At 61.6% G+C, this 20,796-nt stretch carries 16 protein-coding genes; 11 read left to right on the top strand and 5 right to left on the bottom strand.

Annotation, left to right across the window (positions count from 1 at the left end; genetic code table 11):
* Window positions 1-8: 8 nt before the first annotated feature.
* Together AC02Y0_RS07000 and AC02Y0_RS07005 are read right to left on the bottom strand one after the other, a co-directional pair.
* A complete protein-coding gene (locus tag AC02Y0_RS07000; RefSeq protein ID WP_476383238.1) occupies window positions 9-935 on the bottom strand; it encodes a pseudouridine-5'-phosphate glycosidase in 927 nt (308 codons plus the stop codon).
* Between the two features lie 29 nt (window positions 936-964).
* Window positions 965-1,909, bottom strand: a complete 945-nt coding sequence (locus tag AC02Y0_RS07005) for a carbohydrate kinase family protein (RefSeq protein WP_476383240.1) — start codon at window positions 1,907-1,909, stop codon at window positions 965-967.
* A 242-nt stretch (window positions 1,910-2,151) separates the two neighbouring features.
* Here AC02Y0_RS07005 and recA point away from each other — a divergent pair, with 242 nt between their 5' ends.
* The 3 genes from recA to AC02Y0_RS07020 all read left to right on the top strand — a co-directional run bounded on the left by recA (window position 2,152) and on the right by AC02Y0_RS07020 (window position 7,437).
* On the top strand, window positions 2,152-3,240 hold the full coding sequence (recA, locus tag AC02Y0_RS07010) for a recombinase RecA (protein ID WP_102020243.1): 1,089 nt from the start codon (window positions 2,152-2,154) through the stop codon (window positions 3,238-3,240).
* 153 nt (window positions 3,241-3,393) lie between these two features.
* Window positions 3,394-6,051: an alanine--tRNA ligase gene (gene alaS / locus AC02Y0_RS07015; protein ID WP_476383241.1), complete on the top strand. Its 2,658-nt coding sequence runs from the start codon at window positions 3,394-3,396 to the stop codon at window positions 6,049-6,051.
* Between the two features lie 135 nt (window positions 6,052-6,186).
* A complete protein-coding gene (locus AC02Y0_RS07020; protein ID WP_476383242.1) occupies window positions 6,187-7,437 on the top strand; it encodes a GGDEF domain-containing protein in 1,251 nt (416 codons plus the stop codon).
* Window positions 7,438-7,443: 6 nt separating this feature from the next.
* On the opposite strand, the gene AC02Y0_RS07025 is transcribed toward AC02Y0_RS07020, so the two are convergent.
* Complete coding sequence (locus AC02Y0_RS07025) at window positions 7,444-9,078, bottom strand: SulP family inorganic anion transporter (protein WP_476383981.1); 1,635 nt, start codon at window positions 9,076-9,078, stop codon at window positions 7,444-7,446.
* Between the two features lie 163 nt (window positions 9,079-9,241).
* On the opposite strand from AC02Y0_RS07025, the gene AC02Y0_RS07030 reads away from it, so the two are divergent.
* Entirely contained in the window at window positions 9,242-9,760 is a 519-nt protein-coding gene (locus AC02Y0_RS07030) for a hypothetical protein (protein WP_476383243.1), read from the top strand.
* A 33-nt stretch (window positions 9,761-9,793) separates the two neighbouring features.
* Here AC02Y0_RS07030 and AC02Y0_RS07035 read toward each other — a convergent pair whose 3' ends face one another.
* Window positions 9,794-11,008 (bottom strand): NADP-dependent isocitrate dehydrogenase, encoded by a 1,215-nt coding sequence (locus AC02Y0_RS07035; RefSeq protein WP_102020240.1) that lies wholly within the window; start codon window positions 11,006-11,008, stop codon window positions 9,794-9,796.
* A 222-nt stretch (window positions 11,009-11,230) separates the two neighbouring features.
* On the opposite strand from AC02Y0_RS07035, the gene AC02Y0_RS07040 reads away from it, so the two are divergent.
* From AC02Y0_RS07040 to AC02Y0_RS07070, 7 genes are all read left to right on the top strand, one after another.
* Window positions 11,231-11,767, top strand: coding sequence for a hypothetical protein (locus AC02Y0_RS07040; RefSeq protein WP_476383244.1), 537 nt, complete (start codon window positions 11,231-11,233; stop codon window positions 11,765-11,767).
* A 134-nt stretch (window positions 11,768-11,901) separates the two neighbouring features.
* Window positions 11,902-12,735: an RNA methyltransferase gene (locus tag AC02Y0_RS07045; protein ID WP_476383245.1), complete on the top strand. Its 834-nt coding sequence runs from the start codon at window positions 11,902-11,904 to the stop codon at window positions 12,733-12,735.
* Entirely contained in the window at window positions 12,713-13,558 is an 846-nt protein-coding gene (gene murI, locus AC02Y0_RS07050; protein WP_476383246.1) for a glutamate racemase, read from the top strand. Before AC02Y0_RS07045 ends, murI begins: the two co-directional genes overlap by 23 nt.
* A gap of 84 nt (window positions 13,559-13,642) precedes the next feature.
* Window positions 13,643-14,932 carry a hemolysin family protein gene (locus AC02Y0_RS07055; protein ID WP_476383247.1) on the top strand — a complete coding sequence of 430 codons (1,290 nt, stop codon included), beginning with the start codon at window positions 13,643-13,645 and terminating at the stop codon, window positions 14,930-14,932.
* A 394-nt stretch (window positions 14,933-15,326) separates the two neighbouring features.
* Entirely contained in the window at window positions 15,327-15,563 is a 237-nt protein-coding gene (locus AC02Y0_RS07060; protein WP_476383248.1) for a DUF1127 domain-containing protein, read from the top strand.
* A 152-nt stretch (window positions 15,564-15,715) separates the two neighbouring features.
* Complete coding sequence (locus tag AC02Y0_RS07065; RefSeq protein WP_476383249.1) at window positions 15,716-16,852, top strand: MFS transporter; 1,137 nt, start codon at window positions 15,716-15,718, stop codon at window positions 16,850-16,852.
* Between the two features lie 99 nt (window positions 16,853-16,951).
* Window positions 16,952-18,484, top strand: a complete 1,533-nt coding sequence (locus AC02Y0_RS07070) for a helicase HerA domain-containing protein (protein WP_476383250.1) — start codon at window positions 16,952-16,954, stop codon at window positions 18,482-18,484.
* Here AC02Y0_RS07070 and AC02Y0_RS07075 read toward each other — a convergent pair whose 3' ends face one another.
* On the bottom strand, window positions 18,485-20,683 hold the full coding sequence (locus AC02Y0_RS07075; protein ID WP_476383251.1) for a methyl-accepting chemotaxis protein: 2,199 nt from the start codon (window positions 20,681-20,683) through the stop codon (window positions 18,485-18,487).
* Window positions 20,684-20,796: the final 113 nt, after the last annotated feature.

Genomic DNA, 20,796 nt, shown 5'->3' on the forward strand with positions numbered 1-20,796 from the left:
TTAGTAGCTCAGCCGTTCATGGCGACGGCGATTTCGGCTGCCAGACGCGCATTATTTTCGACCAGCGCGATATTGGTCTTCAGCGAGCGGCCACCGGTTAGGTGGAAGATGTTGTCGAGCAGATAGGGCGTAACCTGCTTGCCGGCAATTTCGTCGCGTTCGGCATTGGCAAGGGCCCGGCTGATATAGATTTCCATTTCCTCGCGCGGGATCTCGTCGCCTTCCGGCACGGGGTTGGCGATCAGCATGCCGCCATCGATGCCGAGCTGGTCGCGCATCTTCTGGAAATTGGCGATGGCCGCCGGGCTCTGCAGGTTGAGCACGCTCTTGAGGCCGGAGCTGCGCGACCAGAAGGCGGGGAAGTCTTCGCTGTCATAGGTGACGACAGGTACGCCACGGGTTTCCAGCACTTCCAGTGTCTTTGGAATGTCGAGGATGGCCTTCGGGCCGGCCGACACGACGATGACGGCGGTGCGGGCCAGTTCTTCGAGGTCAGCCGAGATGTCGAAGCTCTCCTCGGCGCCGCGGTGGACGCCGCCGATGCCGCCGGTCGCAAAGACATGGATGCCGGCGCGATAGGCGGCAATCATGGTGGCGGCAACAGTGGTTGCGCCATTGCGGCGTTCGGCGATCGCAAACGCAAGATCGGCGCGCGAGAGCTTCATCACGTGCTCCATCTGCGCCAAGGCTTCGAGCTCTGCCGGCTCCAGGCCGATATGCAGCACACCCTTGATGACGGCGATGGTTGCGGGCACGGCGCCCTGCTGGCGTACGATGTCCTCGACGCTGCGGGCCATCTGCAGGTTGCCGGGATAGGGCATGCCATGGGTGATGATGGTGGATTCGAGCGCCACGATCGGGGCGCCGCGCTGCTTGGCGGCGCTGACTTCGCTCGAATAGGTGATGGGAAGGAGGGGGGAGATGGAACGGGTCATGGGGGATCTTCCGCTAGAAATTCAGGTTCTCATGACAGGAAACGGGCAGGCGGGACAAGAGCCAACTGGCGCTTGAGCCGTTCCTCGGAGAGATTTTCATCGGTTGCGTGGGGTGAGGCGAGGGTGATGGCCGCAGAGGCGGTGCCATGGCGCAAGGCCTCGGTCAGGTCGGTACCCTTCAACCTCGCATGCAGAAAGCCTGCCGCGAAAGCGTCGCCGGCGCCGGTCACATCAGCGATTTCGTCGAGTGGCACGGGTTCGATGAGCGCAATGCCCTCTGGACCGAAGGCGACCGTCGGGCCGCTGCCGCTGGTCACCGTCCCACCGGCAAGGCCTTGGGCACGCAGCAGATCCGGCCAATCCTCAGCTCTTTCCGGTCGCGATCCGGCAATGGTCTCGGCCTCCGCGCCATTCATGAAGAGGTGGCTGATGTGGGGCAGGGCGCCTTTGAACTTGACCACCTTCGCTGGCGAGATGGCGATCGCGGAAAGGCCCTTGCCCTCAGAATCGCAGACCTTCGCAAGGGCGGTCAGCGTATCTGCCGGGAGGTTTGCGTCGGTCAGCACGTGGTTTGTGCTCGCCAGGCTGTCGCGCAGAGACCGCGCCTTCAGGCGGCGGGCCGAGAAGGCATCATAAAGCGCCATGTCGGCAAGCGCGATCACCAGGTTGCCGTCGCGCTCAAGGATCGCCGTATAGCTCGGCGTCGCGCGATCGAGGAACATCACCGGCTGATCGTCGAGGCCAGCGCGCTCGGCGGCATCGGCGACCATCTGGCCGGCTGCATCACCACCTCGGGGTGCGATCAGGCGGACCGCGCGACCGAGCCGCGAGAGATTGCGGGCCGCATTGAAGACGCCGCCGCCGGCTTCCTCGAACCATTGCCCGGGATTGCTGGCACCGGGCTTCGTGTCGCCGAATATGCGTGCCCGGCGGTCGATATGCGCGCCACCGATGGCGAGGATTTCAACGGTCATCTATCGCTCTCCGGAGCCCGCAAATATCGAATCGAACTGGTTCTCAAGGCTGCAGCATGCGGGCCCCGCCGTTCCCATATCGCTAACCGCTGATATGGTGGAACATCTCTCGAACACTCTTGCAAAAATGGTTTCGAAACAACCACTTCGCATGCTCTTGCAAAATGAGAACAAAAAGTGTACATATTCCCCATCGGCGGCTTCATTGCCTATGCGGCCTCAATAACCTAAAGGTGGATCAAATGGCACAGAATTCTTTGCGGCTTGTAGAGGACAAATCGGTGGATAAAAGCAAGGCATTGGAAGCGGCGCTCTCGCAGATCGAACGGTCGTTCGGCAAGGGCTCGATCATGAAGCTCGGCGCGAACGAGAGCGTGGTCGAAGTCGAGACGGTCTCGACGGGGTCGCTCAGCCTCGATATCGCGCTCGGCATCGGCGGTCTGCCGAAGGGGCGCATCATTGAAATTTACGGCCCGGAAAGCTCGGGTAAGACGACGCTTGCGCTGCAGACGATTGCAGAGGCCCAGAAGAAGGGCGGCATCTGCGCCTTCGTCGACGCTGAACACGCGCTTGATCCGATCTATGCCCGCAAGCTCGGCGTCGACCTGCAGAACCTCCTGATCTCGCAGCCTGATACCGGCGAACAGGCGCTTGAAATCACCGACACGCTGGTGCGCTCCGGCGCGATCGACGTTCTCGTCGTCGACTCGGTTGCAGCGCTGACCCCGCGCGCCGAAATCGAAGGCGAAATGGGCGACAGCCTGCCGGGCATGCAGGCCCGTCTGATGAGCCAGGCGCTGCGCAAGCTGACCGCCTCGATCTCGCGCTCGAAGACCATGGTGATCTTCATCAACCAGATCCGCATGAAGATCGGCGTCATGTTCGGTTCGCCGGAAACGACGACCGGCGGTAACGCGCTGAAGTTCTACGCCTCTGTGCGCCTTGACATCCGCCGTATCGGCGCGGTCAAGGATCGCGAAGAGGTTGTCGGCAACCAGACCCGCGTCAAGGTCGTCAAGAACAAGATGGCGCCGCCCTTCAAGCAGGTCGAATTCGACATCATGTATGGCGAAGGCGTGTCGAAGACCGGCGAACTCGTCGACCTCGGCGTCAAGGCCGGCATCGTCGAGAAGTCGGGGGCCTGGTTCTCCTATAACAGCCAGCGTCTCGGCCAGGGTCGTGAAAACGCCAAGCTCTTCCTGCGCGACAATCCGCCCGTGGCTCAGGAAATCGAGATGGCGTTGCGCCAGAATGCCGGTCTGATTGCGGAAAAGTTCCTGCAGAATGGCGGACCGGATGCCAATGACGGCGATGGTGCCGACGACGCGTAAGGCGTTTGGCCTTTATCTGAAAGTTTTGCCGGCCGCGTTTCCCTGGAGGCGCGGCCGTTTTCGTTGCGGCTGCTGGACAGGGAAGAAGCCGGGCGATAAAAGCCATTGATTTTGCAAATTGGCCGGCTTCCCGGCCTGAATGAAGGGCGTGACATGAGCGGTGTAAACGACATCCGGTCGACTTTTCTCGATTACTTCAAGACGAACGGTCACGAGGTCGTTTCCTCCAGCCCGCTGGTGCCGCGCAATGACCCGACACTGATGTTCACCAATGCCGGCATGGTGCAGTTCAAGAACGTCTTTACGGGTCTCGAACAGCGTCCGTATTCGACCGCTGCGACCGCGCAGAAATGCGTGCGCGCCGGCGGCAAGCACAATGACCTCGACAATGTCGGTTATACCGCCCGCCACCACACCTTCTTCGAAATGCTCGGCAACTTCTCCTTTGGCGACTATTTCAAGGAGCGTGCGATCGAGCTTGCCTGGAACCTGATCACCAAGGAATTCGGCATCGACCGGAACCGCCTGCTGGTCACCGTCTATCACACCGATGACGAGGCCCACGCTCTGTGGAAGAAGATCGCCGGGCTCTCCGACGACAAGATCATCCGCATCGCGACCAACGACAATTTCTGGGCCATGGGGGACACCGGTCCTTGCGGTCCCTGCTCGGAAATCTTCTACGATCACGGCGACCATATCTGGGGTGGCCCTCCGGGCTCGCCGGAAGAAGACGGTGACCGTTTCATCGAGATCTGGAACCTCGTCTTCATGCAGTATGAGCAGGTGACGAAGGAAGAGCGCATCAACCTGCCGCGCCCGTCGATCGACACCGGCATGGGACTGGAGCGCGTTGCCGCCCTGTTGCAGGGCAAGCACGACAATTATGACATCGACCTCTTCCGCGCCCTGATCGATGCTTCCGTCGATCTCACCGGGGTCAAGGCCGAGGGCGAGCGCCGCGCCAGCCACCGCGTCATCGCCGACCACCTTCGCTCGTCGGCCTTCCTGATCGCCGATGGCGTTCTGCCGTCGAACGAAGGCCGCGGCTACGTGCTCCGCCGCATCATGCGCCGCGCCATGCGCCATGCGCAGCTTCTCGGCGCCAAGGATCCGATCATCTACAAGCTGCTGCCGGTTCTGGTGCAGCAGATGGGTCGCGCCTATCCGGAACTGGGCCGTGCCGAGTCCCTGATCTCGGAGACCCTGAAGCTCGAAGAAACCCGTTTCCGCAAGACGCTGGAGCGCGGCCTGACGCTGCTCTCCGACGCGACCGCGACGCTCGACAAGGGCGACAGCCTCGACGGCGAGACCGCGTTCAAGCTCTACGACACCTATGGCTTCCCGCTCGACCTGACCCAGGACGCGTTGCGCGGCCGGGAAATCGGCGTCGATCTGACCGGCTTCAATGATGCCATGCAGCGCCAGAAAGCCGAGGCGCGCGCCAATTGGGCCGGCTCCGGCGACAAGGCCCAGGAGACCGTCTGGTTCGAGCTCAAGGAAAAATTCGGCGCGACCGAATTCCTCGGCTACAGCTCTGAAACTGCCGAAGGCCAGGTGCTGGCCATCGTCAAGGACGGCAAGGTCGTCGAAAAGGCGAGCGCCGGTGAAGAGGTTCAGATCGTCGTCAATCAGACGCCGTTTTACGGCGAGTCCGGTGGCCAGATGGGCGACACCGGCGAGATCGTCGGTGAAGGCTATTCGCTCGCCGTCAGCGATACCCAGAAAAAGGGCGAGGGCGTCTTCGTCCACGTCGCGACCGTCCAGAACGGCATCGTGACGGCTGGTGGCGCGGTTTCGCTCAACGTCGACCATGCCCGCCGCTCGCGCCTGCGGTCCAACCATTCCGCCACGCACCTTCTCCATGAGGCACTGCGTGACGTGCTCGGCACCCATGTCGCTCAGAAGGGTTCGCTCGTGGCGCCCGAGCGTCTTCGCTTCGATATCTCTCATCCGAAGCCGATCTCGGCCGAAGAGTTGAAGATCGTCGAAGAGATGGCAAACGAAATCATCATCCAGAACGCGCCGGTCACGACCCGCCTGATGGCCGTCGACGACGCGATCGCGGAGGGCGCCATGGCGCTCTTCGGCGAAAAATACGGTGACGAAGTTCGTGTCGTATCGATGGGCACTGCGGTTCGCGGCGAGAAGGCCGGCAAGGCCTATTCGATCGAACTTTGCGGCGGCACGCATGTGTCGGCGACCGGCGACATCGGTTTGGTGCGCTTGGTCGGCGAAAGCGCCGTCGGGGCCGGTGTGCGCCGTCTCGAAGCCCTGACCGGTGAGGCGGCTCGCGCCTATCTCGCCGAGCAGGACGAGCGCGTCAAGACGCTGGCTTCGACGCTCAAGGTGCAGCCGACGGATGTCGTCGCCCGCGTCGAGGCGCTGGTGGACGAACGCCGCAAGCTCGAAAAGGAACTGGCGGAAGCCAAGCGCAAGCTCGCCATGGGCGGTGGTGCGAGTGGTGGCGCTGAGGCGCCGAAGCAGGTGAACGGCATCAACTTCATCGGCCGTGTGCTTGCCGGCATCGACGCCAAGGACCTCAAGGGCATGGCAGACGAGGCAAAGGCCGGTCTGGAAACAGCGGTCGTCGTGCTGATCGCTGTGGCTGAAGACGGCAAGGCAAGTGCTGTCGTCTCCGTCACCCCGGATCTTGCTGCCCGCCACAGCGCTGTCGATCTCGTCCGCGTCGCTTCTACTGCTCTTGGTGGCAAGGGTGGCGGTGGACGTCCCGACATGGCCCAGGCCGGCGGTCCCGATGGGGCTCAGGCCGATGCTGCGATTGCGGCTGTCGAGGCCGTGCTGGGCTGACCTCTCGCGGTTTGATCGGATCAAGGCCGGGCAATGCCCGGCCTTTTTTATTGTCGATTATCGAGATTTACCGATAGATTTTGCGGATTCTTCAACCTTGTGGACTACGACTGTTGCATCATCGAGGTTGTCGACTTGGCTGCAGTCTTTCACATTCCCACGCTCACTGTGTGCCTTGCGGCAACGCTGATCATCGTATCCGGCTTTCTCACCCTTCTCTGGGTGCATGAGCGTGACAATCGTGCGCTCGGGTTCTGGTCGCTCGGCTTCTCCGCCGGCGCGCTCGGAATGGTGCTGGTCAGCCTGCGCGAACTCGCGCCACCTATCGTCGCGCTCGGCCTGGGCAATGGCTTGGGCATTTACAGCATCGGCCTGATCTGGCTGGGTTGTCTGGCGTTCGAAGGCGAAACGCGCAAGGGCAGCGGTATCATCGCGGCGGCGGGCGCTGTCCTCTGGCTTTGTCTGTTTGCGTTCCCATTTTTTGCAGAAGATCTCGGCATCCGCATCCTGGTGGCATCGATCCTTTATGCCGGTTACTCCTTCCTCTGCATTCCCATTCTTCTGTCTGGGCAGCGGCGGGAGCCTCTGCCGGCCCGGCTCATTGCTATCGTTGCGTTCGGCACCCATGGCGCGGCCTATGTCATCCGGTTTCCGCTGCAGCTGATCGAGCCGGTGCACCTCGTCGCCGGCCATGCGCCGCTCTGGTACGGCACCATGAACTTCGGTTTCTTCGTACAGGGGCTGGTTGGCGCTCTCGCGGTGTTCGCCATGGTGCATGAGCGGGCGACGCGCCGCTACAAGCGGGATTCCGAGACGGATGTGCTGACATCGCTGTCCAACAGGCGGGCCTTCATGGAGGCTGTCGCCAAGGCACGTGCCGGGTTTGGCGGATCCGGCCCGGGTGCCGTGCTTGCGGTCGTCGATGCCGATCACTTCAAGTCGATCAACGACACCTACGGACATGCGGCCGGCGATCTTGTCCTCATGCAGCTTGGTCGGTTCCTGTCCCGTGAGTTGCCCGACGGCGTTATCGTCGGACGGCTCGGAGGCGAGGAGTTCGGTATTTATCTACCTGCCTATATAGCTATGCGGCATCCGCAGTTGCTGGAGGACCTGCGACGCGGGGTGAGTACGATCGCGACCGATGATCTAGCGTCGTCGCCGGGTGTCACGGTCAGCATCGGTGCCGTATCCCTTCCTTCGGGCCCGCTTGATTTTTCGCGTGCTCTCGCCAGTGCCGACAAAGCGCTCTACGGATCGAAAAAGGCAGGGCGCAATTGCCTCACCTGGGCGACGGCAGATCAAGATCCAGGCGAGCGGCTGGAGCTTCACCCCGAGTCGTCGATGGGCGAGCCGGTGACATCAGCACCCCGTTCTGCCGCCTGAAAAGCCTCAGGGATTGTGGGCTGCCTCGCGTCGGGCGAGCGCCTCGCGCGCTTCGCCCATCGTGCGAACGAAGGTTAATCCATGTTCTGGTGCTTCGTGGTGGTGGAGCATGGTCTTCAGTTCCGGTCGATCCGTGACGAGGTAAACCTCGACACCCTGCCGGACGGCCTTGCGGATGACGCTGGTCAGCAGGTTTACTCCCGAAGTGTCGACGAACTGGATGCCGGTGCAATCGAGGATAAGATTGCGGTGGTCGTCGCCGATGCGATCAAGCACGGCGCCGGCGGCGGCCACGGCGCCGAAGAAGAAGGCCCCATCCAGCCGGTAGGTCACGGTATCGGCATCCGTCGCATCCAGCGGCTTTTCCGGCCCTTCCGCCGTCACCCTTATGCTCTTCGACATATGGTGGATGAATTGCAGTGCTGCAAGCGAGAAGCCGACGACGATGCCTTCCGTCAGGTCGCGGAAGACCACCAGAAGGAAGGTGACGCCGAGAATGAGTGCTTCGCCGCGCGATGAGCGAACGAGGGCTGCGATCGCCGACTTCTCCACCATGTTCCAGGAGACGACCGCGAGCACGCCGGCTAGGGCCGCGAGCGGTATGAAGGCGGCGAGCGGAGCTGCGACCAGCATGAAGCCGAGCAGGAAGGCCGAATGCAGCATGCCGGAGACGGGGCTCGTCGCCCCGGCGCGGACATTGGTCGCGGTGCGTGCGATCGTGCCTGTGACGCAGATGCCGCCGAACAGGGCCGAGGCAATGTTCGCGGTTCCCTGCGCCACGAGTTCGGTGTTGGAGCGATGCCTGCGTCCGGTCATGCCGTCGGCCACCACGGCCGAGAGCAATGATTCGATCGCGCCGAGCAGTGCAAAAGCGATGGCGTCCGGCAGGACGGCAATGGCCAGTTCCGCTGTGACGTTCGGCAGCGCCGGCAGAGGCAGGCCCGAGGGTATGCCGCCAAACTTGGAGCCGATGGTCGCGACAGGCAGTTGAAGCATCCCAGCGATCGCCGAGGCGACGATCACTGCGATCAGCAGTCCCGGCCAGGACGGACGGTAGTGGCGCAGCACAAGGATGATCGCGATGGTGAGGCCGGCAATCCCGGCCGCCGCCGGTGACACGCTCGGCAGGGCATTGGCGATGGCGCCTAGTTTCTCGGCAAGCGGGCCGGGCTCCCCCTCGGCGAAGGTCAGCCCAAGCAGTTCGCCGATCTGGCTTGCGAAGATGATGACCGCAATACCGGCGGTAAAGCCCACAGTGACGGGATAGGGAATGAACTTTATATAGTCGCCGAGCCTCAGAAGCCCGCAGGCGATCAGCATCACTCCGGCCATGGCGGTTGCCAGCAACAGTCCCTCAATGCCGTGGGTCGCAACCGTCATGCTGACGAGCACGATGAAGGCACCGGCCGGTCCGCCGATCTGGTGGCGGCTGCCGCCGAGCAAAGAGACGATGAAGCCGCCGATGATCGCCGTATAGAGCCCGCGGTCCGGCGTCACGCCCGAGGCAATGGCGATTGCCATCGAAAGCGGAAGGGCGACAATTGCCACCGTCAGTCCCGCAAGCGTATCGGCCTTCAGGCGCGCAAGACCATAGCCTTCGCGGAAGACGCTGATCGTTTTGGGAAGGATGACATCTGCCATGTTGATCGCGATTGCCGGGTGGTGAACGCGGTCGCCCCTCTGCCGCGTCTCTTCAGCCATTGGACTCTGAGTCCGCGCATTTGACAACATGGCCAAAGGGATACAGTCGCTGAGTGCGATCTGCCGGCTTTTCGAGGGGCAGAATTCTCCCTATGGATAGATCATGAAGACCGAGACGAGTTATCCCACCCTGATGATCTATCCGCGCCGCGGCCTTGCGGTGCTCTGGGCTGCAGGCGGTGCGGTCATTCTGTCCGTAGCATTCGGCGGGCTCCTGGCGAGCCTGCTCGGCGGCGGTTGGGCAAGCCTGATGACCTTCGTCTATCTGCTCCTGTTCGCGATCGGCATCCTGGGGTTCCGCCGAGGTTGGCAGGGCCTGGTTGCGGCGATGCGGCCCGTGGTCGAGCTCAACAACGAGGAACTGATTGATCTCAGAACCGAGCGCCGGATTGCCTGGGCCTCCATCGTCGAGCTTTCACAGCGCCGCGTGGCCGGCCGCTGGGTGATCGATATCGACTATCTCGATGAAGACGATCCGGATCGTCTCGACAGCTACGATCTGCCGCTCTCCGGCTATCACATCTCCGGACGCCGTCTGGGGGCGGAGATCCGCAAACGCTTTGCCGAGGTGGATGCCGGCGACGCACTTCCCGATACAGAAAACCCGGCCACGTTGCCGTGACCGGGTTCTGAAATTTCAGGCTTTGGCTGCCGATCAGGCGGCCATGGCCTTCTTCAGGTTTTCGTCGACCTTGTCGAGGAAGGCTGTGGTCGAGAGCCACGGCTGATCCGGACCGATGAGCAGCGCCAGGTCCTTGGTCATGTAACCGGCTTCAACCGTGTCGATGCAGACCTTTTCCAGCGTCGTTGCGAAGTTGGCCAGATCGGCATTGTCGTCCAGCTTGGCGCGGTGAGCGAGGCCACGGGTCCAGGCGAAGATCGATGCGATCGAGTTGGTCGAAGTTTCCTGACCCTTCTGGTGCTGGCGGTAGTGACGCGTAACCGTACCGTGGGCGGCTTCGGCTTCGACGGTGCGGCCATCGGGGGACAAGAGAACCGAGGTCATCAGGCCGAGCGAGCCGAAGCCCTGAGCAACCGTATCCGACTGAACGTCGCCATCGTAGTTCTTGCAGGCCCAGACGTAGCCACCGGACCACTTCAGAGCAGAAGCGACCATGTCGTCGATCAGGCGGTGTTCGTAGACGATGCCGGCTTCGTCGAACTTCGCCTTGAACTCGGTCTGGTAGACTTCTTCGAAGATATCCTTGAAGCGGCCGTCATAGGCCTTGAGGATGGTGTTCTTGGTCGACAGGTAGACCGGCCACTTGCGCATCAGGCCGTACATCATCGAGGCGCGGGCGAATTCGCGGATCGATTCGTCGAGGTTGTACATCGCCATGGCGACGCCGGCGCCCGGTGCGTTGTAGACTTCCTTCTCGATGACTTCGCCATCTTCACCGACGAACTTGATCGTCAGCTTGCCCTTGCCGGGGAACTTGAAGTCGGTCGCCTTGTACTGGTCGCCGAAAGCGTGACGGCCGACAACGATCGGCTTGGTCCAGCCGGGAACGAGGCGGGGTACGTTCTTGCAGATGATCGGCTCGCGGAAGATCACGCCGCCGAGGATGTTGCGGATCGTGCCGTTCGGGCTCTTCCACATTTCCTTGAGGTTGAATTCCTTGACGCGCTGTTCGTCCGGGGTGATCGTCGCGCACTTGATGCCGACGCCGTGCTTCTTGATGGCGTGAGCGGCGTCGATGGTTACCTGGTCATTGGTTGCGTCGCGGTTTTCGACCGAGAGGTCGTAATATTCGATGTCGAGATCCAGGTAGGGCAGGATCAGCTTGTCCTTGATGAACTGCCAGATGATGCGGGTCATCTCGTCGCCGTCGAGATCGACCACCGGGTTGGCTACCTTGATCTTGGTCATGAATATCCTCACGAGTTTTTGCCTGACGCGCAGGCGCGGGGAGGGCGCTCTGCCGATGGCCTGCCTATAACATTCTCTCGTTACAAGGCAAACAGGAGAGGGTGTCTTCCGGTAAATTCTAGGTTCAGACTTTCGACGTGCGTTTTGCCCCAAACTTGGTTGCGGGAGACGCCCGATTTGCGGCTAAAAGCAAAGTGTCGATCAGATCCTTCGGAGTCTCCCATGAAACCCCTGTCTGCAGCCTTCGTCCTTGGCCTGTTTTTCGTATCGGTCGCGCCTGGTGTCGCGACAGCCGACATGAAGGCTCCGGTTCGGGAAATCATAGAGGCGGCGGCCCGCAGTTGGGACAACACGATCGACGAGCCGGCGGAGGACGTCTTCAGCGTGGATCGACTGGACCGACTGTTCAGCGAGGATTTCGCGCGGGCATTCGAGGCGGCATCGAAGAACCCGCCCTTCGATCCGCCCGAAGGCGAGACGACCGGCTATCCCTTCGACTACGACCCGATTGCCCAGGGGCAGGATGGTTGCCCCTTCGAGAATATCCATCTGGAGGACGACGGGGAGGGGCAGGTGACCGCGTTTTTCAACAATCGTCGTTGCATGGGCGAAGGCCCTGACTACGAGGTCCAAACGATCCTGATGTTCGAGGTCGTTGACGAGGACGGTCGGACGGTCATCGACGATTTCTACCCCGTGGTCGACGGACAGAATGGCTCCTCGATCAAGCAGGACTTGAAGGCGCAAGGCGGGCTCTGAGCTCTGGCGCGCCGTTTCTCTGCACGAGACTCACCGGGCGCAACGCCGTTCCACGGCTTCCTTGCCGGTGCAACCCCTTTGCGCCCTGACGATTTTATGCCAATGGGTGGCCCACACTCATACAAGGGCAGATCATGGCAGGGACGAACAGCGAGCGCATCATGCTGGCCGAAGGGCCGGCAATCATTCTGGTTGAGCCGCAACTCGGCGAAAACATCGGCATGGTGGCGCGCGCCATGGCCAATTTCGGCCTGGCTGAGCTGCGTCTCGTCAATCCGCGCGACGGCTGGCCATCCGAGAAGGCCCGCTCTGCAGCAGCCAAGGCCGATCACGTGATCGACGGTACGGTGGTCTTCGATACGCTCGAAGAGGCCATCGCCGATCTCAACTTTGTCTATGCGACGACAGCCCGTTTCCGGGATGGCTTCAAGCCGGTGCGCTCGCCGGTTACCGCCGCCGAGACCCTTCGCCAGAAGTTTCGCACGGGCGAGAAGACGGGGATCCTGTTTGGACGCGAGAAGTCTGGCCTCTCCACCGAAGATGTGGCGCTGGCCGATGAAATCGTCACCTTTCCGGTCAATCCGGCGTTTGCCTCGCTTAACATCGCCCAGGCGGTGCTTCTCATGTCCTATGAATGGATGAAGTCCGACATCGAGGATCTGCATTCCGTGCCGTTCGATGCGCCGGAGCAGCCACAGGCGACGAAGGAAGAGGTCGTCGGCATGTTCGAGCATCTGGAACAGGCGCTCGAGGTCAGAGGTTATTTTCACCCCGCCAGCAAAAAGCCGAGAATGATCGACAATCTGCGCGCTGTGTTCACTAGGCGAGCCTTCACGACACCCGAAATCCATGTGGTGCGCGGCGTGATCAACTCGCTCGACCGATTTTCGCGGCCAGGCCAGATCAATGCGTCGGTAAAGGCTGTGGTGGCGGAAGATGGATCTGATGACGAAGGTTCCGGCAAGTAACAGCGACACGGACGGCTTAAAGCCGATCCTGGTTTTCGATTCGGGCATCGGCGGTCTCACCGTGCTGCGCGAGGCGCGCCTCTTGATGCCGGAGCGCGGCTTCATCTATGTGGCCGACGACGCCGGCTTCCCCTATGGCGGTTGGGAAGAGGAGCCCCTGAAGGCGCGGATCGTCCGGCTCTTTGAAGACCTCTTCGAGCGTTACAATCCCGAGGCGGTCATTGTCGCCTGCAATACCGCCTTCACGCTTGCGGGTGCTGATCTTCGCCAGCACTTTCCGGAGATGCGCTTCATCGGCACGGTGCCAGCGATCAAGCCGGCGGCAGAGCGCACGCGCTCCGGGCTCGTCTCGGTGCTGGCGACGCCTGGGACCGTGAAGCGCGCCTACACACGCGATCTCATCCAGTCCTTTGCCTCGCAATGCCATGTCCGCCTCGTGGGCTCGGAGAACCTTGCGCGCATGGCCGAGGCCTATATCCGGGGTGAGGCGCTTGATGATCAGGCCGTGCTTGCCGAGATCGCACCCTGTTTCGTCGACAAGGACGGGGCTCGCACCGATATCGTCGTGCTCGCCTGCACCCATTACCCGTTTCTCGCCAATGTCTTCCGTCGGCTCGCGCCCTGGCCGGTCGACTGGCTCGACCCTGCAGAAGCGATTGCACGGCAGGCGCGCCGGCTGGTTCCGCTCGTCGAGGGTGCAGAGCACCCGGAGGATTTCGACTTTGCGGTGTTCACCTCCGGCAGCCAGGATTTCTCCACGCGCCGGCTGATGCAGGGCATGGGCCTGTCCGTGAAACCCGTCTCCACGCCCTTTTTCGGCTAATGACCTTTTTGGTCGGGGTCCGGCGTGCTACCTATGCGGGGCTGCCGGACGTTCAGCCGGTGTAGAGGAGCCTTGTCCCCTTAGTTGTTTACCGAAATTGCGATTGTTCTTTTCCTGACCGTGCTCAACGGCGTACTCGCCATGTCCGAGCTTGCAGTCGTCTCTGCCCGACCCGCGCGCCTGAAGGTGCTTGCTGAGCAGGGCAGCCGGGGAGCAGAAACTGCGCTCAGACTGGCCGGAGATCCCGGTCGCTTCCTGTCAACCGTCCAGATCGGCATTACCCTGGTGGGCGTTCTCTCCGGTGCCTTCTCGGGCGCCACGCTCGGTGCCCGTCTGTCGGGCTGGCTGCAGGCCCAGGGCCTGTCCGTCGGTCTTGCGGATCCAATCGGGGTTGGCACCGTCGTCGTTCTCATCACTTATCTCTCGCTGATCGTTGGCGAACTCGTGCCCAAACAGGTGGCGCTGCGCGATGCCGAAGGTGTTGCCGTGCGCGTCGCGGTCCCGATGTCTGTCCTGTCCAAGGTCGCTGCCCCCCTGGTTTTCCTGCTCAACGGATCCGGAAAGCTTGTCCTGTCGCTGCTCGGACAGAGCGGTGAAGGCACCGGCAAGGTGACGGACGAAGAAATCCGCACGGTTCTTGCCGAGGCCCATAGCGCAGGCGTCATCGAGACCAGCGAATCGGCCATGCTCTCCGGCGTGATGCGTCTTGCCGACCGCCAGGCACGCGGCCTGATGACACCGCGCCGCGATGTGCAGATGCTCGACCTTGACGACACGCTCGACGAGATCCGGGAGAAGCTGAGGGACATTCCCCATTCGCGTATCCCTGTTCGCATTGGCGATTCGGATGAGATCGCTGGGGTCCTGCCGACCAAGAAGCTCTATGAGCGCCTGGCGGAAGGTGGCCCGTTCAGCCTCTCCGAACTGGTGAGCGACGTCCCCGTCGTCTCTGACCTTGCCAAGGCGACCGATATCATCGCCTCGCTCCGCCGCACTTCGCTGCACATGGTTCTGGTCTATGATGAATACGGCCATTTCGAAGGGATCGTGACCAGCGGCGATATCCTGGAAGCCATTACCGGCGCCTTCAGTCAGGACGAGACTGAAGAGCAGGCCATGGTGCAGCGCGCTGACGGATCCTATCTCGTCGCCGGTTGGACACCCGTCGACGAATTCATCGATGTGATCCGCGTGCCGATCGATCCGGATCCGGACTACACCACGATCGCCGGCTTCGTGCTCGACGAGTTGAAGCGTATCCCGGAACTCGGCGAGACCTTCACGAAGGGCGACTGGCATTTCGAGGTCATCGACCTCGACGGCCGGCGCATCGACAAACTGCTGGTCTCACCCGTGCGACCCACCGACGCCTGAGGCGATCAGCACACCTGCGACAATTTGTTGCATATCGGCAACGGTCTTCGGCAAGATTTGCAATCTCGAATTGCGATCTTGCCGGAGGCTTTTTTGCGTGGCATGTTCCCATCATCCGCAACACGAACAACAGGAGGCGACAGATGTTTCATTTTACAATGCGTACGCGCCTCTCTGGCGGATCGGTGCCATCGACGTGCGTGGGAGTTTCCACCACCGTTCGATCCACCCGATGACTGTCTGAACAGTCATATTTCCTGCCTTTTCCGGCGTTTTTCCACCATCCTGACGTGACTTGCTGTCTGCGCGTTTGAACGCGTCCGTCCGCTCGGCCCACGTCGCTTTTCATCACCGAAAGGACCTGGGCGCAGCTGCGTTCCGGGACGGACAAGTCATGCACGAAAATCAATCTTTAGTTGAAATCCCGCTCGCAAAGCGGATGGACGAACTGCTCGAACGCTTTGGTTCATGGCGGCTATTGGCTGCCCTGGTCGGCGCAAGCTTTCGGCGCAGGCAAATCCGCAATCTCGCGGTTCATCTGTCACCGCAGATGCGGCGGGATATCGGATTGCCAGAGGAAGACGATCTGGTTTTGCCACGGCGTCCGTCGCTTTGGGATATCCGACCCTGATCGGACGCGGCCTGGGCATCGCTGATGTCCCGGGCCGCAGTTTATTGTCGGTGAACAGACCATTCTCGGCACTGGTCTTCTATGCGAATCGGCAAGGCTCGCCGAATGTCTCTTGCTCCGCCGTTTCTTCCCTGCAGCATCCCGGTATTCCCATGCCCCCCAAGCCCGCCATCATGACCGCCTTTTTCCTGCAGCCGATTGCCTTTGGCAGCTGGTTGCCGCAGATCCCCGGCGTGCAGGAGCGACTGGCGCTTGGGCCGGCCGAGCTCGCGATCGCGCTTCTCGGTTTGCCCACGGGCATCCTGCTGATGTTGCCATTTGCCGGGCAGTTGGTCGGGAGGATCGGCAGCCGGAATACGCTGCTCTATGGTTTCCCGGTTTTCCTCGCGCTCGTCCCCTTGCCGGTCGCAGCGCCCGACATCGTCTCGCTCTTCCTGCTCCTCGTCTTGCTCGGCATCGGTCTCTCGACCATTGAACTCGGTCTCAATGTCGAGGCCGACATTATCGAGAAGCGTGGGAGCGCGTCGATCATGAACCGTTGCCACGGCTTCTGGAGCCTCGGCATCATGACAGGCAGTTTGATCGGTGCAGGCTTTCTGGCACTTCACACATCGCCCGCGTTAGCCATCGGATTGCTGTCGCTGCTCCTGGTGCCAGTTGCCTTTTTTGTCTGCCGCGCCCTGCCAGTGCATGAGGTGCCGGTTGCCGAAACGCAGCCACGATCATCCTGGCGGCTGCCGAGCCCTGGTATCCTTGGCATCAGTCTCTTCGTCTTTGGGATCACGATGACCGAAGGGGCCGTCGCCGACTGGTCGGCCGTCTATCTCAAGGATGTCTTTTCAACATCAGGCATGGCGACCGGCATGGGCTATGTGGTCTTCGCCATGATGGTCTCGGTCGGGCGTTTTCTTGGCGATGCGGCCAAGGAACGCTTCGGGCCTGTCGTCCTGGCGCGGGTCTGCCTGTCTTTCTCGCTGGTCGGAATGCTGCTTGTCGTCGTCGCACCCATGACGGCCATCGTTTATCTGGGGCTCGGCTGCGTCGGTCTCGGCGTGTCGGTCGGCTTTCCGCTTGCCGTCACGGCCTCTGCCGATCTCGGAGACCGTCCGGCTGCAGAAAATGTGGCGATCCTGAGCTTCATTGCGCTGTTCGGCTTTCTGGTCGGGCCACCGATGATCGGTTTTGTCGCAGAACTTTCAGGTCTGCGCAGCGGGCTTGCCATGCTTCTGCCTCCGCTGCTACTCAGCATGCTGCTAGCCGGGCTCCTGCGTCGCGGTCACTCCGCGTGAAAACCTGACTTCCCTGTGGGTTTCGCGGATGTAAGCCACACGGGGATGCCCAAGTCTGTTAGGGACTACGGTTCAACACACGAATTGAGGATACCGCCATTGAAGGTCGGAATCGATATGGGAACGGTGCAGGGCGGTCAGCCTGCCAAGCTCGATATCGAGGAGCTTCTCGCGACCCGTCTGCTCGTGCAGGGCAATTCCGGCTCGGGCAAGTCGCATCTGCTGCGCCGTCTGCTCGAACAGTCTGCCCAGTGGGTGCAGCAGGTCATCATCGATCCTGAAGGCGACTTCGTCACGCTCTCGGACAAGTATGGCCATGTCGTCGTCGACGGCGAGCGCACCGAGGCAGAACTTGCGGGTATCGCCGACCGTATCCGCCGTCACCGCGTCTCCTGCGTGCTGACGCTCGAAGGTCTCGACGTCGAACAACAGATGCGTGCCGCCGGCGCCTTCCTCAACGGTCTTTTCGATGCCGATCGTGAATTCTGGTATCCGGTACTGGTCGTGGTCGACGAAGCCCAGATGTTTGCGCCGGCTGTCGGCGGCGATGTCTCGGAAGATGCGCGCAAGATGTCGCTTGGTGCCATGACCAACCTGATGTGTCGTGGCCGTAAGCGCGGGCTTGCCGGTGTCATCGCCACGCAGCGTCTGGCAAAGCTTGCCAAGAACGTCGCGGCGGAAGCCTCCAACTTCCTGATGGGCCGAACCTTCCTCGATATCGACATGGCGCGTGCGGCCGACCTGCTCGGCATGGACCGCCGCCAGGCAGAAATGTTCCGCGATCTGCAGCGCGGCAATTTCGTGGCGCTGGGCCCCGCCATGTCGCGCCGGCCGCTGCCGATCGTCATCGGTGCCGTGGAAACATCGGCGCGCTCGTCCTCGCCCATGCTGATGCCGCTGCCGGATGCGCCTCAGGATGTTGAGGACCTGATCTTCACGCCCGATCCTGAGGAATTCACCCGACCGATCGTGCGCCGCGCGCCGCCTGCGCCGCGTCCGACGACAGATATCCTGGCCGAACTCTCGCGTTCAACACCGGCCTCGACGGCGCCTGCGCCGAGCGAATCGCCGATGCGGGGCGCCGAAATGTCCGCCGAAGAGCGCGAAGACCGCCTCTCGGCTGTGCTCTCCGAAATCCTCGGTGACCCGCAGGCCGCCTATCGGACCGACAGCGTGCTCTATCAGGAATTCCTGGTGCGCGCCCGTATGCGCCGCGTTTCCGGTCCGCCGATGCCGATGGGCGAGTTCCGCCGCCGGGTGGCGATTACGCGGGCCGGGGTCGATGAAGAGACGGCCGAAAGCGAGGGATGGCAGACGGCGCTGTCGCTCTCTGTTCGCGTCTCAGACGATTTGCAGGGTGTGTTCCTGCTGCTTGCCAAGGCAGCGCTGCGCAACGAGGAATGCCCGTCCGACCAGCGCATCGCGCGCGCCTATGGCACGCATTCAGCCCGTCGTGCGCGCCGTCTACTCGGTTATTTCGAGGAGCAGGGTCTGGTGGTTGTTCACACCGACTTTGCCGGCAAGCGCATCGTCGCCTTCCCGGATCTGGAGGTGCAGACCGCACCCGGCGCCCCGGATGCGATCGATGATGAGCCTGCGGCCTCCGTCGTTGATCAGCACGCAGCAGAATGATCAGGCTGCGCGGCGCATCCGCGCCTGTTGCGGCAGAATGAACCGGCGCACCAGTGTCTGAAGACGGTCCGATTCGTTCGCCAGCGAGCCGACGGAGGCGGTGGTTTCCTCAACCATGGCGGCGTTGCGCTGGGTTGTCTGATCCAACTCGTTGATGGCGGAATTGACTTCGGCGAGCCCGGTAAACTGCTCGCGCGACGAGGTGGAGATCGATTCCATGTGCTCGTTGATCTGGCCGATATAGTCGGAGATCTCGGTCAGGGAATTGCCCGTCTGACGGACAAGATCAACGCCCTCGCCAATCTGCTTGCCGGAGGTGGTAATCAGCGCCTTGATTTCCTTCGCAGCATTGGCTGAGCGCTGGGCCAGTTCTCGGACTTCCTGAGCGACAACCGCAAAGCCCTTGCCCGCTTCGCCAGCACGTGCCGCCTCGACGCCAGCATTGAGCGCAAGCAGGTTCGTCTGGAAGGCGATCTCGTCGATCACGCCGATAATGCTCGAGATCTTCGAGGAGCTAGCCTCAATTGCCTTCATGGCGTCTTCGGCCTTGGTGACGATGACGCCTGAGCGGCTGGCGTCGTCATTGGCTTCGCGCGCAACACGGCGGGCTTCTTCCGTGAGTTGCGACGCGCTCTTGACGTTGGTCGTGATCTGCTCGATCGCGGCCGCGGTTTGCTCCAGGGCTGTTGCCTGTTGCTCTGTGCGCTTTGAAAGGTCGTTCGCACCTTCGTTGATCGAACTTGCGCCTTCATCGATGGAGGCGACGCCGTCAATGATGGCGATCAGTGTTTCGGCCAATTGCGCGACCGAATGGTTGAAGTCATGGCGCAGCGCTTCGAAATCCGGCGCGAAGGGCTCTGTCAGGCTGAAGGCCAGATCGCCCGAGGACAGGCGTTTCAGACCTGCTGCGAGGCCTGAAGTGGCAATGCGAAGCTTCTCCGCGGCTTCTGCCTCTGCCAGTGCCTGAGCGTGCTGGCGCTCCTGCTCCATCCGTTCGCGCGCGTCTCCCGCTTCCTTCTCCAGTTGCTGATTGCGGACGGCTGCCAGCTGGAACACTGCGATGGAGCCCGCCATCGCGCCGATCTCATCCTTTCGCTGCGTGAAGGGTATGGTGACGCCATAATCGCCCGCTGCGATGCGGTTCATGACGGTCGTCATGGTTGAAATCGGGCCAATGAAGCGAGTTGCCGCGATGGCGGCAAGTGCCATAGCCACGAGGGCGACGATTGCGCCGAACACCAACATCTTGTTTCTTGCGTCGCGGGCGGCCACGACCATATCTGCACTCGGCGCAGACAGCATCAGTGTCCATTGCTCATCCAGCCCGGGAAAGCTGATCTTCACGGAGGCATGGTAGATGCCGTTCTCGTCGGTGATATCTGCGATATTGGCGGCCGATGCCTTCTGTCCCAGACTGAGGAAAGTGCTGTCTTCCACAGATTTTGCCAGCAGTGATTTATCTGTATGTGCCAGCCACAGGCCGGAAGCATCGGCCAGATAGACCGCACCGGTGCCGAATGGCTTCAATTCTCCGACTCGGCGTGAAATGTCGCTCAGGTTAAAGTCCGTGCCGGCAAGACCGATCAACTCGTCGCCCCGCCGAATAGGCGAGGTGATCGTGGTGATCATCGTCTCGACATTTTCAATCAGGTCCGTATAGGCGGGGGTAATCAGCGGTTTGCCCGCTTTCATCGGTTCCTGGTACCAGATCTTCGCTGCCTCGTCGGCCATATCCAGCTTTTCGATTTCGACGCGCTGTCCACCCGTGCGGTAGAGGTAGGTCGCGAAGCGACCGCTGCGCAGCTCGGCATTGGGGTGATTGATGAACTTCTCGTCCTCTCCGTCCAGCTTCTGTGGTTCGAAGACGAGGCTCACGCCGAGCAAGCCTTTTTCCGCGTTGACGGCACGATCGAGAATATCGCCCAGCAAGTCTCGGTTCGGTTTATCCGTCGCGGCAACCGCTTCCGCAGCGTGACTGACGCCCTGCAAAACTGCCGAGGTCCGGGAGATATCGGCGCGGATGTCGTTGGCATATTGCAGCAGAAGCCCGCGGGCAGACTTTTCGGCTTCCTGCTTCATGGCGCTTTCCATGAAGGCGGCACCGACGAGCGCAACGGCGGTCAAACCTAGGGTGAAGCCAACCACAGCCAGAACAGTGAAGCGGCCGCGCAACGAGCGAAACAGATAGTCCAAAATCATTAATCTCATCCCGACGAAGAATGCTGTTCAGCAATACAGTCTTCGTTGGGTAGAGAGAAAAGATTGAGAATAAGTCAAAATCACTTCCAGATCATAGAAGTCACGCACTCATA

The sequence above is a fragment of the Allorhizobium sp. nf9_anc genome (assembly GCF_056323085.1).

Bases quoted from the DNA above. Each gene is read 5' to 3' on its own strand.
- AC02Y0_RS07000 (WP_476383238.1), bottom strand. From the start codon at position 935: ATGACCCGTTCCATCTCCCCCCTCCTTCCCATCACCTATTCGAGCGAA.
- AC02Y0_RS07005 (WP_476383240.1), bottom strand. From the start codon at position 1,909: ATGACCGTTGAAATCCTCGCCATCGGTGGCGCGCATATCGACCGCCGG.
- recA (WP_102020243.1), top strand. From the start codon at position 2,152: ATGGCACAGAATTCTTTGCGGCTTGTAGAGGACAAATCGGTGGATAAA.
- alaS (WP_476383241.1), top strand. From the start codon at position 3,394: ATGAGCGGTGTAAACGACATCCGGTCGACTTTTCTCGATTACTTCAAG.
- AC02Y0_RS07025 (WP_476383981.1), bottom strand. From the start codon at position 9,078: ATGGCAGATGTCATCCTTCCCAAAACGATCAGCGTCTTCCGCGAAGGC.
- AC02Y0_RS07030 (WP_476383243.1), top strand. From the start codon at position 9,242: ATGAAGACCGAGACGAGTTATCCCACCCTGATGATCTATCCGCGCCGC.
- AC02Y0_RS07035 (WP_102020240.1), bottom strand. From the start codon at position 11,008: ATGACCAAGATCAAGGTAGCCAACCCGGTGGTCGATCTCGACGGCGAC.
- AC02Y0_RS07040 (WP_476383244.1), top strand. From the start codon at position 11,231: ATGAAACCCCTGTCTGCAGCCTTCGTCCTTGGCCTGTTTTTCGTATCG.
- AC02Y0_RS07045 (WP_476383245.1), top strand. From the start codon at position 11,902: ATGGCAGGGACGAACAGCGAGCGCATCATGCTGGCCGAAGGGCCGGCA.
- murI (WP_476383246.1), top strand. From the start codon at position 12,713: ATGACGAAGGTTCCGGCAAGTAACAGCGACACGGACGGCTTAAAGCCG.
- AC02Y0_RS07060 (WP_476383248.1), top strand. From the start codon at position 15,327: ATGCACGAAAATCAATCTTTAGTTGAAATCCCGCTCGCAAAGCGGATG.
- AC02Y0_RS07065 (WP_476383249.1), top strand. From the start codon at position 15,716: ATGCCCCCCAAGCCCGCCATCATGACCGCCTTTTTCCTGCAGCCGATT.
- AC02Y0_RS07075 (WP_476383251.1), bottom strand. From the start codon at position 20,683: ATGATTTTGGACTATCTGTTTCGCTCGTTGCGCGGCCGCTTCACTGTT.